This window comes from Alphaproteobacteria bacterium, from assembly GCA_040216735.1.
GTDB lineage: Bacteria > Pseudomonadota > Alphaproteobacteria > SHVP01 > SHVP01 > CALJDF01.
In genome coordinates, this window is sequence record JAVJOO010000002.1 from 543,095 (window position 1) to 556,658 (window position 13,564).

14 protein-coding genes are annotated in these 13,564 nt (G+C 63.1%); 4 read left to right on the top strand and 10 right to left on the bottom strand.

Translation table 11 applies throughout. The annotated features are described in order from the left end of the window. Window positions 1–114: 114 nt before the first annotated feature. The 4 genes from RID42_03800 to RID42_03815 form a co-directional block, all read right to left on the bottom strand. The gene (locus RID42_03800) at window positions 115–1,629 is read right to left on the bottom strand and encodes an anion permease (protein MEQ8246782.1); all 1,515 of its coding nucleotides are present in this window, start codon (window positions 1,627–1,629) and stop codon (window positions 115–117) included. A gap of 127 nt (window positions 1,630–1,756) precedes the next feature. Beyond that, complete coding sequence (locus RID42_03805) at window positions 1,757–2,587, bottom strand: SDR family oxidoreductase (GenBank protein ID MEQ8246783.1); 831 nt, start codon at window positions 2,585–2,587, stop codon at window positions 1,757–1,759. Between the two features lie 5 nt (window positions 2,588–2,592). Then, window positions 2,593–3,372 (bottom strand): GNAT family N-acetyltransferase, encoded by a 780-nt coding sequence (locus RID42_03810; GenBank protein MEQ8246784.1) that lies wholly within the window; start codon window positions 3,370–3,372, stop codon window positions 2,593–2,595. Window positions 3,373–3,504: 132 nt separating this feature from the next. After that, window positions 3,505–3,678: a hypothetical protein gene (locus RID42_03815; GenBank protein ID MEQ8246785.1), complete on the bottom strand. Its 174-nt coding sequence runs from the start codon at window positions 3,676–3,678 to the stop codon at window positions 3,505–3,507. 151 nt (window positions 3,679–3,829) lie between these two features. On the opposite strand from RID42_03815, the gene RID42_03820 reads away from it, so the two are divergent. Further along, window positions 3,830–4,579 (top strand): methyltransferase domain-containing protein, encoded by a 750-nt coding sequence (locus RID42_03820; protein ID MEQ8246786.1) that lies wholly within the window; start codon window positions 3,830–3,832, stop codon window positions 4,577–4,579. A gap of 146 nt (window positions 4,580–4,725) precedes the next feature. Further along, window positions 4,726–5,991 carry a SulP family inorganic anion transporter gene (locus tag RID42_03825; GenBank protein MEQ8246787.1) on the top strand — a complete coding sequence of 422 codons (1,266 nt, stop codon included), beginning with the start codon at window positions 4,726–4,728 and terminating at the stop codon, window positions 5,989–5,991. A 118-nt stretch (window positions 5,992–6,109) separates the two neighbouring features. On the opposite strand, the gene RID42_03830 is transcribed toward RID42_03825, so the two are convergent. The 5 genes from RID42_03830 to RID42_03850 all read right to left on the bottom strand — a co-directional run bounded on the left by RID42_03830 (window position 6,110) and on the right by RID42_03850 (window position 11,589). Next, window positions 6,110–7,903, bottom strand: a complete 1,794-nt coding sequence (locus RID42_03830) for an extracellular solute-binding protein (GenBank protein MEQ8246788.1) — start codon at window positions 7,901–7,903, stop codon at window positions 6,110–6,112. A 5-nt stretch (window positions 7,904–7,908) separates the two neighbouring features. After that, window positions 7,909–8,586, bottom strand: coding sequence for a hypothetical protein (locus tag RID42_03835; protein ID MEQ8246789.1), 678 nt, complete (start codon window positions 8,584–8,586; stop codon window positions 7,909–7,911). A gap of 10 nt (window positions 8,587–8,596) precedes the next feature. After that, window positions 8,597–9,265: a hypothetical protein gene (locus tag RID42_03840; protein ID MEQ8246790.1), complete on the bottom strand. Its 669-nt coding sequence runs from the start codon at window positions 9,263–9,265 to the stop codon at window positions 8,597–8,599. 69 nt (window positions 9,266–9,334) lie between these two features. Further along, window positions 9,335–10,006 (bottom strand): hypothetical protein, encoded by a 672-nt coding sequence (locus tag RID42_03845; protein ID MEQ8246791.1) that lies wholly within the window; start codon window positions 10,004–10,006, stop codon window positions 9,335–9,337. A 59-nt stretch (window positions 10,007–10,065) separates the two neighbouring features. After that, entirely contained in the window at window positions 10,066–11,589 is a 1,524-nt protein-coding gene (locus RID42_03850; GenBank protein MEQ8246792.1) for a YifB family Mg chelatase-like AAA ATPase, read from the bottom strand. Window positions 11,590–11,693: 104 nt separating this feature from the next. On the opposite strand from RID42_03850, the gene RID42_03855 reads away from it, so the two are divergent. Together RID42_03855 and RID42_03860 are read left to right on the top strand one after the other, a co-directional pair. Beyond that, entirely contained in the window at window positions 11,694–12,005 is a 312-nt protein-coding gene (locus tag RID42_03855; GenBank protein ID MEQ8246793.1) for a hypothetical protein, read from the top strand. 20 nt (window positions 12,006–12,025) lie between these two features. Further along, window positions 12,026–12,904, top strand: coding sequence for a DUF1848 domain-containing protein (locus tag RID42_03860; GenBank protein ID MEQ8246794.1), 879 nt, complete (start codon window positions 12,026–12,028; stop codon window positions 12,902–12,904). A gap of 44 nt (window positions 12,905–12,948) precedes the next feature. On the opposite strand, the gene grpE is transcribed toward RID42_03860, so the two are convergent. Further along, the gene (gene grpE / locus RID42_03865) at window positions 12,949–13,539 is read right to left on the bottom strand and encodes a nucleotide exchange factor GrpE (protein MEQ8246795.1); all 591 of its coding nucleotides are present in this window, start codon (window positions 13,537–13,539) and stop codon (window positions 12,949–12,951) included. Window positions 13,540–13,564: the final 25 nt, after the last annotated feature.

Genomic DNA, 13,564 nt, shown 5'->3' on the forward strand with positions numbered 1-13,564 from the left:
GTGGCCGCTGCCGAGCCGCCCGTGTCTGCGGGCAGCTTTTTTCCGGACGGGGTGGCGGGCGTTTCGGCAAGGACCATGGCGGGGGCACGTTATCATACCGCCGCCACGCAGGGGTCAGTCTAGAAGCATGCCGCGCAAGGTGAAGAAGAACAGGGCCGCAAGAAGCGCGGCAGCGGGGACGGTGACGACCCAGGCCGCAGCGATTGTAAAGACATAGTGCCGCCGAACCAGTTTGCGCCGCCGGTCCTTCTTAAGGGTCTTCAGTTCGGCGTTCGTCAGTACGATCCCGGCATCGGCCGCGGCGGTCAGCGCAGCGGCCCGTTCGCCGGGCGCGGCGACGAGGGCCTGTCGGCGCCGGTTGGTGACGATCTCACGCAGGAATCCGACGCCGAAGATAGCGCCCAGCGCGATGTGGGTGGAGGACACCGGTAGACCGAGCGCCGAGGCGACAAGGACGGTGATTGCCGCCGACAGGGCAACACAAAAGGCCCGGGCCCGGTCGAGTTTGGTGATCTTCTCGCCGACCACACGGATCAGCTTGGGGCCGTAGAGACCTAAGCCGGCGGCGATCCCGATGGCGCCGACCGCCATAATCCAAAGCGGGACGGCGGCAGTTTGCGCGATCTCGCCGGTGGTCACCGTGCTGACGATCGCGGCAAGGGGGCCGATCGCATTTGCGACATCGTTGGCGCCGTGCGCGAATGATAGAAGCGCCGCTGCGAAAATCAGCGGGATTGTGAAAAGATTGCTGACCGAACGGCGGCGGTTTTCCATGTCGCCCGCGGCGCGCGCGACAAAATGCCGGACGACGACATAGCCGACCAGGAATGCGGCAACGCCGACGACAGTGACCAAGGTTCCGTCCACCGCGATTAGGCGCTTCAGCCCCTTGGTCACGAGATACATCGCGAACGCAGCCGCCATGACCGCAACCAAGATCGGCACCCAGCGACGGGCGGCGGCCACTTTGTCTTCCTTGTAAAGAATGAGGAATTTGATGGCGGCGAGGAACGCCGCAGCGATGACCCCGCCCAGAACCGGCGAGATCACCCAACTCGCGGCGATGCCCGCCATCGTGCCCCAGTTGACCGCGTCGATCCCCGCCGCCGCGATCCCCGCCCCCATGACCCCGCCGACGATCGAATGGGTTGTCGAGACAGGTGCACCGAGGAAGGTTGCGAGGTTGATCCACACCGCCGCTGACAGCAACGCGGCCATCATCGCCCAAACGAACACCTCGGCCGTGGGGATCGCCGCCGGGTCGATGATGCCCTTCGAGATCGTCTTGACGACATCGCCGCCCGCGATGATGGCCCCAGCCGCCTCGAACACCGCCGCGATCAGCAGCGCCCCAAGCATGGTCAACGCGCCGGAGCCGACGGCAGCGCCCACATTGTTGGCGACATCGTTGGCGCCAATGTTGAGTGCCATGTAGCCGCCGATCACCGCCGCGACGATGATGAGCGCATTGCCCTGGAATGTTCCGGTTTGAATGACGGCAAACGCCAGAACGCCGAGCAGGAACAGCACGCCCAGGCCCAGGTTGAAGTTCTCCCGACCCACGCGGTAACGCGCCTGTTCGAGCCGCGAGTATTTCCGCAGATCCTTGTCGATCGTCCTTTTCGCCATGCGGCCCCTCCCAGTGCAAACCGGCCCGTCGCGACCGTGGGGACCGCGGGGACAATATGACGGTTACATGACGGTTTTATGACAGATGTCACGATGCCGTAATGGCAACGTCACGGAACGGTCGCGCTCAGGGATTGGAGTCGGGGTCGGGCATCGCCGCCGGTGTAGTGAAAATGCCGGATAGCCCGCCGTCGACCGGCAGGCTGACGCCAGTAATATAGGCGGCATCGTCGGAGGCGAGGAACACTGCGGCCTTGGCCACATCCCAACCGGTGCCCATGCGCCCCATCGGCACCATGGCGTGGCGGTGGCGGACGACGGCGTCCCAGTCGCCCGGATAGGCGTCCTTGAAGGTATGCACGAGCGGCGTATCGATCAGACCGGGCTGGACGCAGTTCGCGCGAATGCCCTGGCGGGCATATTCCATCGCGACATTCTGGGTGAACTGTTTCACCGCGCCCTTGGCCGTATTGTAGACGACGCTGGGGAACCCCGCATAGCGTTCCGCCGAAATCGACGAAATGTTGGTCACCACACCCGCGCCCTGCGCGGCCATGATCGGCAGCACGTATTTGCAGGCGAGAAACATCGACTTGACGTTGACGTCCATGAGCCTGTCCCAGCGATCCTCGGGCAAGTCCACCGGGCCGCCGATCTCGGTGACGCCGAGATTATTATGGAGGATATCGATGCGCCCGAAGGACGCGACGCAGGCATCGACCATGGCGCGCACCGCGGCAGCGTCGGTTGCATCGCAGGTATGCGTGACGCAGGTCGCGCCCTCCTCGTCGATGAGTCGTTTGGTTTCGGCGACGGCTTCGGCATCGATATCGACGGCGAAGACCTTGGCCCCCTCGCGTCCATAGAGAATTGCCGAAGCTTTGCCGTTACCAAGGCCGGGGCCAATCGAGCCCGCACCGATCACCAGCGCGACTTTGTCTTGGAGGCGTGCGGTCATCGCGGTCAGGCGGGAACGTCGCGCTCGAAGTAGTCATGGTACTTGTCGGGGAGGTTTTCCATGGCAAGAACCATGAAGACGTCCGTGGTGCCGAATTGATGGTCAATCACTGCCCCGTCGCCGCACACCCCGCCGAGGCGCAAATAGGCGCGGATCAATGCCGGGACCTGCTTCATCGCACTGCGTGGGCTGATGTCGTCTTTGGCGATTCGGTCCATTGGGACATGCCGATCGGCCAGCGCGCGCACCCGCAATTCGGGCGGCGCAAGGTGGAAGTGGTAGAGGTAGGACAACGGTACCGCGAGTGCCTCCGGGTCGGTGCCGGGAAAACTGGCGCACCCGAAGATTCGCTCGACATTGTTATTGCGATAGTACTGGGCAAGTCCCCGCCACAATAACTCGACGATGCGCTGGTTGCGGTAGTCGGCGTGGACGCACGACCGACCAATCTCGGCGGCATTTCGCCGGCCAAACCCGCTGACGAAATCGGCGATGTCGTATTCGCTGGACGAGTAGTAGCCGCCATGGGCTTCTGCGTCCGGGCGCAGCAACATCCGGTAGGTGCCGACGATTCGATCACCGGCCGGGCGTTCGCGGTCGATCACCAGTAGATGGTCGCAGATCGTGTCGAATCGGTCGAAATCCCGCCGTGTCTCGCGCATTTCGGGCGAGGGTTCGGCGGCCATTTCCTCGTAGAAGACGTGATAACGCAGGCGCTGCGCCGCCGCGATGTCGGCGGGGTCGCGCGTTAGACGGATTTCGTATCGGCCGTCAGCAGACAGCACGGATTGTCTCGATCAAGCGGCGCCCCTTCGCCAAAGACCCAAAGCCCTCGGCGCGCATTCTATTCCCGAGATTGCGGCGATCAAATGAAACGGGCCGCACCGTCGCTGCCCATTCCACCCGACAAAACGGGACTAGCCCTTTTTGTCTTGGTCGACCGGCTTGGTTTGAAGCGGCGCGGACTGCGCCGTGGTGATTTGCTTCTCACTCGCCGTATGAAAGAACCCGCCGCAGCCTTGTGCAAATGTCGGCCCACTGAAGGCCAGCACCCCTGCCACGACGACCGTCCACCCGATAGTGCGCATCATTCCCTCCTGGGATTGTTGGCCCGCTGACTTTAGCCTCCGCCGCACGTGCGGGCAAACCGCCGGCCCCGCCCCAAACAGCGGACCCCGCCGCACAAATGTCTTGGTTGGGGAGCGCTTGACGCCGACGCCCCGAATCGCAGAGGGTCGCGCGATGGACGACCGCAACGCCTGCCCGGTGTGCAATGGGCACGACCACACGCTTTTTGCCGAAAAAGCTGGCCACCGCATCGTGCGATGTTCGGGCTGTACTTTCATTTTCCAGGCGCCACTACCCGGAGCCGACGAAACCGCCGCGCTCTATGACGACGCCTATGCGGGGGCGACGGCGGGCTACTTCGGCAAGGTCGACAAGAAAATGCGGCGCTCGCGCGGGCGCGCACGCCGGTTGCGCCGCCTGGCGGCGGGTCCGGCGGCACGCTTTCTGGATATCGGGGCGAGCGGCGGGTTCATGGTCGAAGCGGCCCGTGAGACCGGGTTCGATGTCCAGGGAATTGAACTCGACCCGAAATCTGTCGCCTATGCGCGCCAGCACTATCCCGCATGCCCCATCTTTCACGGTACGGTGGAGGCTTTTGTACGCAACGAACCCTCGGCGGCGGCAGGGTTTGAGATGATCTATTGCGCCGAAGTCATCGAGCATGTGCCCGACGTCAATGCATTCGTCGCGGCGATCGCCCGATTGCTGAAACCGGAGGGACGGCTTTACCTGACCACGCCCGACATCGGCCATTGGCGGCGGCCCCGCGATATCCAGCGCTGGGATGCGTTCGATCCGCCGTCCCATTGTCTATATTTCGATCGGAATTCTCTGACCCGGCTGCTGGCCAAACACGGATTGCGAATCGTCCGCCGCGCGACGGCCTTCAAGCCCGGGCTAAAGGTTCTCGTCGCCCGCGCCTGACTGAGACTCCCGTGGGAATGATCCCCAATTTCTTGCCCACCGAATTGTTCCAGGTGTTTGATCCTGAACATCGCCGGCCGGCAAGGATTGTCGAAAATCGCAGGCCAAGAAGCAGTCAAACGTTTACCTAACGATCAATTCTCGAGATGCGCCAACCAAAGATTTTTACAACGATTCAGACCTATAGCTGGTCTCTTTTCGCAGCTGACCTGGTAGCGGGGGCAACCGTTGCCATGGTCGCTCTGCCGCTCAGCCTCGCCATTGCGATAGCGTCTGGTGCCGACCCGGCCAAGGGACTTGTCACCGCAATCGTTGCAGGATTTCTGATCTCATTGCTTGGCGGCAGCCGGGTGCAGATCGGTGGACCAACCGGCGCATTTATTGTCGTTGTTTTCGGGGTGATTTCCAATCACGGCTATGACGGTCTCGTCCTGGCAACATTCATTGCAGGTATCATTTTGCTTGTTGCCGGGTATTTTCGCGCTGGAAATTTGATTGCTTTTGTTCCGGAGGCCGTGGTGAACGGATTCACCATTGGCATTGGAATTATCATCGCAACCAGTCAACTCCAGGATTTTCTCGGACTCTCAGTTGATAATATCCCCGCCGATTTTCTCGAGAAAATACCCGCACTTTGGAGCGCTCGCGAGACCTTCAGTCCTGTTCCATTTGCCATCGCAATCGTCACTCTCCTTTCGATTATCGTTCTGCGGCGCGTTGCCCCCCGCTTTCCGGGTCTCATTGTTGCCGTAGGGGTTGGATCTGCCTTGGTCGCTTTCATGTCCTTACCGGTGGATACGATCGCCTCCCGATTTGGGGAACTTCCAGCCCACCTACCCTGGCCGCAACTGCCGGATCTTTCACCATCTCGAATCATTGAGCTCCTGCCTTCGGCTTTCGTTATCGCTTTCTTGGCGGCGGTCGAGTCACTTCTATCCGCCATGGTTGCGGACAAGATGATCGAAGGAAGTCATAGGCCTAATGCCGAGTTGACTGCCCAAGGTGTCGCCAATGTGGCGTCGGCTCTTTTCACAGGTCTCCCGGCGACCGGCGCGATTGCGCGAACGGCGACCAACATCAAGGCTGGGGGAAAAACGCCCGTGGCGGGGATTGTCCACGCTGTCGTTATTCTCTTGATAATGCTTCTTGCCGCGCCGTATGCGAGTTACCTCGCCATGCCGGCTCTTGCCGCGCTTTTGATCCTCACCGCATGGAACATGACCGAACCACACAAGTGGCGTGCTTACGCTAGCGGGAGAAGAAGCGACGTATTTCTTCTGTTACTTACTCTGGCACTCACCGTCGTGGTCGATTTGACAGTGGCCATCGGCGTAGGCGTTTCGATTGGTTTTGCTCTGCGCTTGAGCAGACGTAAGTCTGTGAAGAGCGACTGGACGCCACCTGAGCGATGAACGGTGCGATTCAAAATCGTGAGCCGCGCAAAGTATCAAAGAAGATTGGCGGGCAGGTCCACTGGCAGTTCTCGTCGGCGATCCTATTCGTCCGAGAGGTCCGCGGTCCGTCGCTTAATCAGTTCGCGGCATCCTTGGCCCACCAGGTTTCAAGCACGAAACCGTAGGTCGGAATAGTTTGCGGTCGTGCAAATTTATCCCAATAGGCAAGGCGGTCGCCGCGCTGATGATAGAGCGGGATTACGTAGTGTCCTGCGAGGAGAACCCGGTCGAGAGCGCGCATTGCGCTCACCAATTGCGCGCGGTCGCGTGATGCAGTGACCTGATAGATCATCGCATCTACCGCCGCGCTCTTGACCCCGATGTAATTGCGAGTGCCCTCCTGATCGGCGGCGGCGGTGCCCCAGTAGTGGGCCTGTTCGTTGCCCGGAGACAAGGTGATGCGCCAAGTATGAACGATCATGTCGTAATCGTATGTCTGGCGGCGAAACTCATACTGGGCGGTGTCGACCGTACGCACGCTAACCTTGATTCCCAGCCGCTCAAGGTTACGCACGAATGTCAGCGCAATGCGCTCGTCCTCGGGAAAGACCAACAGGATTTCGAAGGCGAACGGCGTCCCGTCGCTGGCGCGCACCATCGCGCCGTCGCGGACCACCCATCCCGCGTCCTGCAGTAATTGTCGCGCGGTGCGCAGGTTGGCGCGATTGTTGCCGGTGCCGTCGCTGCGTGGCAGCTGTTGCGGCGCGGCGAATACCGCCGCCGGTACTTGACCGCGCCAGGGTTCGAGCAGGGCCAGCTCCGCCGGGGTCGGCGGGCCCGTGGCGGCCAGATCGGAATTGGCGAAGAAGCTGGTCGTGCGCTCGAACGCGCCGTGCAACAGGTTGGCGTTGATCCACTCGAAATCGAAAGCGTAGCCCAGGGCCTCGCGCACGCGCGGATCGGCGAACAGGTCGCGGCGGGTGTTGAACACCAGCGCGCGCATCCCGGCGGGCCGGCCGTTGGCGATTTCCTCGCGCTTGACGCGGCCATCTTTGACGGCGGGAAAATCGTAGGCGGTGGCCCATTGGGTGGCCGACCCTTCGGCGCGAAAATCGAAGGCGCCGGTCTTGAACGCCTCGAACAACACATTGCCGTCGCGGAAATACTCGTACTCGACGACGTCGAAGTTGTCCTGGCCGCGATTGACGGCAAGGTCTTTGCCCCAGTAATCGGCGACGCGTTCGTAGCGAATGCGCCGCCCGGGATCTACCGCGGCAACCCGGTAGGGACCGCTGCCGAGCGGCGGTTCGAGCGTGGATTCGTCGAAGGGCCGAGTCGCGTAATAGGCCTTGGAGAGGATCGGCATCAAGCCCATGAGCAAAGGCAGTTCACGGTCGGCCTGGTCGGGATCGAAAGCGAAACGAACGCCACGCGTGCCCACCCGTTCGACCCGAGTGACCTTACGGTAGAACAACTGCATGTTGGCCTGGCCCCGGTCGCGCAGGGTTTCGTGGGAAAAAATCACGTCGTCGATGGTGATAGGAGTACCGTCGTGGAAGCGCGCCTCCGGGCGCAGGGTGAATTCGACCCAGCTCCGGTCGTCGGGCGTCTCGACCGTTTCGGCGATCAATCCGTAAAGCGTAAACGGCTCGTCCCAAACCCGCTTGAGCAAACTTTCAAAGACGTGGTGCCGTCCGGCGGCGGGGGTGCCCTTGAGAATGTAGGGGTTGAGCGAATCGAACGTCCCCTGGAGGCCGCGCCCCAGGCTTCCCCCCTTGGGCGCATCCGGGTTGACGTAGTCGAGGTGTTCGAACCCGGCCGGATACTTCGGGGCCCCGTGCATGGCGATGCCGTGCATCGGCTCCGCCGACGCGGTGACCACCGACCCAACCAGAAAGACGGCGAGCGCGGCACCGCGCCACGCAAACACCGGACTTAGCCTCCGAATAGGATCTCGTGGTTCATGCCGAGAAACGCCGTGATCGCGGCGAAGATCCAAATACCGATGACGAAGGGAACGGCGTGGTTCAACGAGCGAGTCATTTGCGCTTCGACCGCAGGCGATGAGCCCTCGGTCATCAGCTTGCCGAAGGCCGCGCCGAACGGCGTGAAGGTCACGCGGATTCCAACGCCACAGGCCACGGCACCAGCGAACAGCAGGATCTTGATCGGCAGCCAGTCGGTTTGGTAAGGCCCGGCGCCCGCGAGCGAGGTAATCGCCGGGATCGCCAATGCCGCAATAAACGCAAAGCGCAAAAAGAGATCGATCCGGGTCAGGCGCTTGGCTTGTTCGCTGCCCTCGCGGTGATGGATTTGCCAGACCATGACGAGCCACACGACGGCCGCAATCCACACGAGATAGAGCCACACCCCGTCGATCGGCGAATAGCCCAAATTGGCGGCCAGCGTCGCCCCAACGGGAAACGTCAGCAGCAGCATGTAACGCGGGATCATATCGATCCACGCGAGCACCTTGAGCAGCGTGGCGCGGGTTTGCGGCGTGTATTTCGGATTCACGACATGGCGCGCGGCGTAGAACACACCGAGATCGGCGCCGACCCAATAGACGAAGGTCAACACATGCAGCAGCTTGAAGATGTCCTGCCAATCCATGGCCGCCTCCCTAAATCAACGGTTGCGCGATGCCGAGCAACGACATCATGACAAGGCCGGCCCATAGCGCCAGCACCCACGGTTTGACCCGCATCACCGGCACCCGCAACGCGGCTTCGGTTTCGGGTGTCGAGCCCTCGGCCATGAAGCGGCCGAAGGCCGGGCCGAAGTTGGCAAAGGTAAAGCGGATGCCCAGGCCGCAGACCAGCACGAAGGCAAACAACAACACCTTGAGCGCGAGCCAATGGGAGGCGAAGGGGGCGCCGGTGCTGAACGACCACAGCGCTGCGAGCGTCAGCACCGCGATCAACACGAAGCGAATCCAAAGATCGATGCTGGCGTAGGTCTTACCGAGCGGCGTGCCCCGCTGTGAACCCGCCGAGACACTGATCAAAAGCCACACACCGGCCAACGCCCACACCAGGGCAAGCCATCCGTCGTCGATCGGCGAGAGGCCCTTGCCGGCCGCGAGCATCAGGCCGACCGGCAGCATCAGGATCGAGGCAATACCGGGAAAGGCATTGACGAAGCCCAGCACCTTGGCGATTGCGGCGCGGGTTTCGGGTGGGTTGTCCTTCTTGATGATCTGCAGCGAACAGTAAAACACGCTGATGTCCGCGCCGAGCCAGTAAACCAGCAGCACGACGTGAACCATGATCCAGAGGGCCTGAGGGTCCATGATCACTCTCGCAAAATGGGGGCCGTCCGCGAAATCTAGCGGGCGGACGGCCCGTGGTCCAACGGGGCGCTAAAACCCGGGCTGCCAAATGCCAACGAACGCGGCGATCGAAATCAACACCCAGATCGTCTTGACCCACTGACGCGCGGCCTTGGCCGACGCATTGAGGGTCGCTTCACGCTCGGGTGTCGAGCCCTGTTCGCGGATCGCTGCGAAGGCCGCGACATACGGCTTGACCGAAATGCGGATCATGATGCCGCACAGGATGGTGCCCGCGAACAACAGTAGCTTGAGCGCCAGCCAGTTTTCCGTGAGCGGCGCTTGCGCGATGAACGAATAGATCGCCGCCGCCGCCAGGACGATCATCAACACCCAGCGCAGCCGCAAATCGAACTTGGCCCACGGCTTTTTCTTGTCGGCGTCTTTCTCAAGGTGGAGCCACCACACCAGCACCAGCCACGCTGCGCCGAACGCCCAAAACGCGATCAGCCAAATGTTGGGAATGGTGAGGAAGCCTTTGACCGCCGCCAGCGTGAAGCCGATCGGGATCATCAGCACCATTGTGGTGCGCGGCGCCATGTCGATATCGCCGGTAATCCGCGCAAGCAGCAAACGCGTCTTGATGTCGTACTGCGGATCGTTGCGGAAACGGCTGGAGTAAAACACCCCCAAGTCGCCGCCGAGCCAATAGACGAATAGCAACAAATGCAGCCAGACGATCAGGCTTTCCCAAAACTCCATGAACCCCTCCCCGGATAATGACGGGACTGTTTAGCAGATTTGGGAGGGTTGCGCTGCGTCTAACCCCGCACAACCATCCGCCGGTAACTCAGCGCTTCGGCGATGTGGAGCCGGGTGACGGCCTCGACCCCCTCGAGGTCGGCCAGGGTGCGGGCAACGCGCAGGACGCGGTGGTAGGCGCGGGCCGAGAGTTTCATCTTGTCGACCGCGTCCGACAGGAGTGCCGCGCCACTGGGGTCGGGGGCGGCGACGGCCATCAAGCGTTCGCCGTCGACTTCGGCGTTGGTGCGCACCGGTTTGCCGCAGTTGGCATCTTGGTAGCGCGCGGTTTGCACGGCGCGGGCGCGGGCAACGCGGGCGGCTACCTCGGCGCTGCCTTCGGCGGCGGGCGGCAGGGCAAGGTCGCCGGCGGCGACGGCGGGCACCTCGATATGCAAATCGATGCGGTCGAACAGCGGGCCTGAAATGCGGCCCTGGTAGGACGCGGCGCAGTGTGGCGCGCGGTTGCAAGCAAGGCCGGGATCGCCGAGATGGCCGCAGCGGCACGGGTTCATTGCTGCGACCAATTGCACACGGGCGGGATAGGTGACGTGGCTATTGGCCCGAGCGATGGTAACCGCACCGGTCTCCATCGGTTGGCGCAACGATTCGAGCACGGTGCCGGAGAACTCGGGCAATTCGTCCAGGAACAGGACGCCGAGGTGCGCGAGCGTGATTTCGCCGGGCCGCGCCTTGGTCCCGCCGCCGACCATCGCCGGCTGGGAGGCGTTGTGATGGGGATCGCGGAACGGGCGCCGCCGGGTGATGCGCCCTTCGCGCAGCATCCCGGCGATCGAGGCAACCATGCTGACCTCCAACGTTTCGCGGGCGTCCAGCGGCGGCAGCAGACCGGGCAGCCGGGCGGCGAGCATCGATTTGCCGGAACCGGGCGGGCCCATCATCAACAGGTTGTGGCCGCCCGCCGCGGCGACCTCGAGCGCGCGCTTGGCGCTTTCCTGACCCTTGATATCGCGCAGGTCGGGACCGGCTACGCCGTCGATCAACGGCGCGGGCTTGGGCGGTTGGAGGACCTGGAAACCTTTGAAATGGTTGATCAGGGCGAGCAGCGTCGGCGCCGCCAGGATATCGACCGAGCCCGCCCAGGCCGCCTCGCCGCCGCAGGCCGCCGGGCAAATCAATCCGCGGCCGCGCGCGTTGGCGGCGACGGCGGCGGGCAACACCCCGGCGACCGGGGCGATGGTAGCGTCCAGGCCGAGTTCGCCCAGTGCGCAGTACCCGTCGATTTCCTCGGCCGGTAGCACACGCATCGCGACCAAGAGCCCAAGCGCAATGGGTAAATCGAAATGACTGCCCTCCTTCGCGAGATCGGCCGGTGCGAGGTTGACGGTGATCCGTTCGGGCGGCAGGCCAAGGCCGAGTGCGCCCAGCGCCGCACGCACCCGTTCGCGGGATTCGGCCACGGCCTTGTCGGGGAGGCCGACGATATTGAAAAACCCGCTGCCCGCCCCGGCCATGGAGACCTGGACGTCGACGTCGAGCACATCGATCCCCTGGAAGGCGACCGTAGTGATCCGCGCAACCATATGCGTAGGCACCCGAATTGAGAAAGCAACCAGAAAGGGTCTATGCAGGGTTCAGGGCAGCTTTGTACCGCCGCTGCCGCCCACGCCACTGCCGGGGATCCGCCATGCGCTATGTCTTTCGCGATGATGACGGCGCCATTGCCGCCATCTATGCCCAGCCACAGGACTTCGCCACCGAGGAGATCGCGCCGGACGATCCCGAGTTGTTGACCTTTCTGTCCGGTCAAGGCGAACAGGACTTCCTACGCTCGTATCTGACAGCCACCGATTCGGAACTTCTGCGAATCATAGAGGATCTCGTCAACGTGCTGGTCGACAAGAATCTTGTGATGCTGTCGGACTTTCCCGAGGCCGCGCGCAAGAAACTGCTCAACCGCAAGGCAGTGCGCGAACGCCTGCAGTCGGCGTTGCTCTAACCTGGACTACACTGGCGGAGATGATCGTCTCCGCCTCCTACCGAACCGATATTCCTGCGTTCTACGGCGATTGGTTCGCCGAACGCCGAGCCGCCGGGTTTTGCACCGTCAAGAACCCCTACGGCGGCGCACCCACCCGCGTCGCGTTGCGCGGATCCGGTGTCGACGGGTTCGTATTCTGGACCCGCAACGCGCGGCCCTTCCTGCCGGTGCTGGAAACGTTGGCAGGCGAGGGCGTCCCGTTCGTGGTGCAGTACACCGTCACGGATTATCCCGCGCTGTTGGAGACCGGCGTGCCCGCAGCGGCTCAGGCAGTGGCCTGCGTTCGCGAAATTGCCAAGCGCTTCGGACCGGAAGCGGTGGTATGGCGCTACGATCCGATTGTGGTGACATCGGCGACGCCGCTGGAGTCGCACCGCGACCGGTTTGCGCAGCTTGCCGACGCGCTTGCAGGGTCGTGCACGGAAGCCGTTGTGTCGTTCGCCGATTTCTATCGCAAAACGGTGCGCAACCTTAGGGTCAACGCGCCGGCGCTCACGTGGAGCGATCCGGATGCGAGCGAGAAGGCGGCGCTGACGTCTGTCCTGCGCGACACGGCGCACGCGCGCCAAATGATCCTGACGCGCTGTACCGAACCCGATATTGAGGTCCCCGACATCGCAGCCGCGCAGTGCATCGATGCGGCGCGCCTGTCGCGAATCGCGGGGCACGAGATCGTCGCGCGAAACAAGGGCAATCGACCGGGTTGCGCCTGCGCCGAAAGCCGCGACATTGGCGCCTACGATACCTGTGCCCATGGGTGCCTTTATTGCTATGCCGTGCGGGACCACACGCGGGCGCGCGCGGCACCAGCGGCACATGACCCGCTTGCGGTCCACCTAGGCGAGCGGCGCAAGTGACAGCGCCGCGGCAGCTCACTCACCAGCCAGCGGCATGACGCCGGCTAAGCTTTGGTGTCGACCTGCTCGCCCGAACCGGGTGCGGCGGCCGCGGGGGGTTTCTTGGCGACGCCGACCATCGCCGGGCGAAGCAGCCGGTCGCCGATGACGTAGCCCGACTGGGCCACCTCGATCACGGTGCCGGGTTCGACGCCCGGGGTGTCGGCTTCAAACATCGCTTGGTGCAAGTTGTGGTCGAACTTCTCGCCCTTGGGATCGACCTTGCGGATACCGTGGCGTTCCATCGCGTTGAGTAATTCGCGTTCGGTCAGGCTGACGCCGTCGATCAACGCCTTGAGATCCTCGCTCGCAGCGGCGTCTTCGGGCACGGCGTCGAGCGCACGGCGCAAGTTGTCGGCAACGGTCAGCACATCGCGCGCGAAGTTGGCGACGGAATACTTGCGCGCATCCTCGACCTCGCGCTGGGCGCGGCGGCGGGTATTTTCGACCTCGGCCAGGGCGCGCAGCAATTGGTCCTTGGTTTGCGCGAGTTGCGCCTCGGGACTGGGCGGCGCCTCGGCTTCCTCGGCGATGTCATGCGCCTGGTCTTCGGCATTGTCGTTGGAGGGGCGCGCGGTGTCGTCGCTTTGGTCCATCGTTCTTCCTTTGTCGCTGCGGGCG

Bases quoted from the DNA above. Each gene is read 5' to 3' on its own strand.
- RID42_03800 (MEQ8246782.1), bottom strand. From the start codon at position 1,629: ATGGCGAAAAGGACGATCGACAAGGATCTGCGGAAATACTCGCGGCTC.
- RID42_03805 (MEQ8246783.1), bottom strand. From the start codon at position 2,587: ATGACCGCACGCCTCCAAGACAAAGTCGCGCTGGTGATCGGTGCGGGC.
- RID42_03815 (MEQ8246785.1), bottom strand. From the start codon at position 3,678: ATGATGCGCACTATCGGGTGGACGGTCGTCGTGGCAGGGGTGCTGGCC.
- RID42_03820 (MEQ8246786.1), top strand. From the start codon at position 3,830: ATGGACGACCGCAACGCCTGCCCGGTGTGCAATGGGCACGACCACACG.
- RID42_03825 (MEQ8246787.1), top strand. From the start codon at position 4,726: ATGCGCCAACCAAAGATTTTTACAACGATTCAGACCTATAGCTGGTCT.
- RID42_03835 (MEQ8246789.1), bottom strand. From the start codon at position 8,586: ATGGATTGGCAGGACATCTTCAAGCTGCTGCATGTGTTGACCTTCGTC.
- RID42_03840 (MEQ8246790.1), bottom strand. From the start codon at position 9,265: ATGGACCCTCAGGCCCTCTGGATCATGGTTCACGTCGTGCTGCTGGTT.
- RID42_03845 (MEQ8246791.1), bottom strand. From the start codon at position 10,006: ATGGAGTTTTGGGAAAGCCTGATCGTCTGGCTGCATTTGTTGCTATTC.
- RID42_03850 (MEQ8246792.1), bottom strand. From the start codon at position 11,589: ATGGTTGCGCGGATCACTACGGTCGCCTTCCAGGGGATCGATGTGCTC.
- RID42_03855 (MEQ8246793.1), top strand. From the start codon at position 11,694: ATGCGCTATGTCTTTCGCGATGATGACGGCGCCATTGCCGCCATCTAT.
- RID42_03860 (MEQ8246794.1), top strand. From the start codon at position 12,026: ATGATCGTCTCCGCCTCCTACCGAACCGATATTCCTGCGTTCTACGGC.
- grpE (MEQ8246795.1), bottom strand. From the start codon at position 13,539: ATGGACCAAAGCGACGACACCGCGCGCCCCTCCAACGACAATGCCGAA.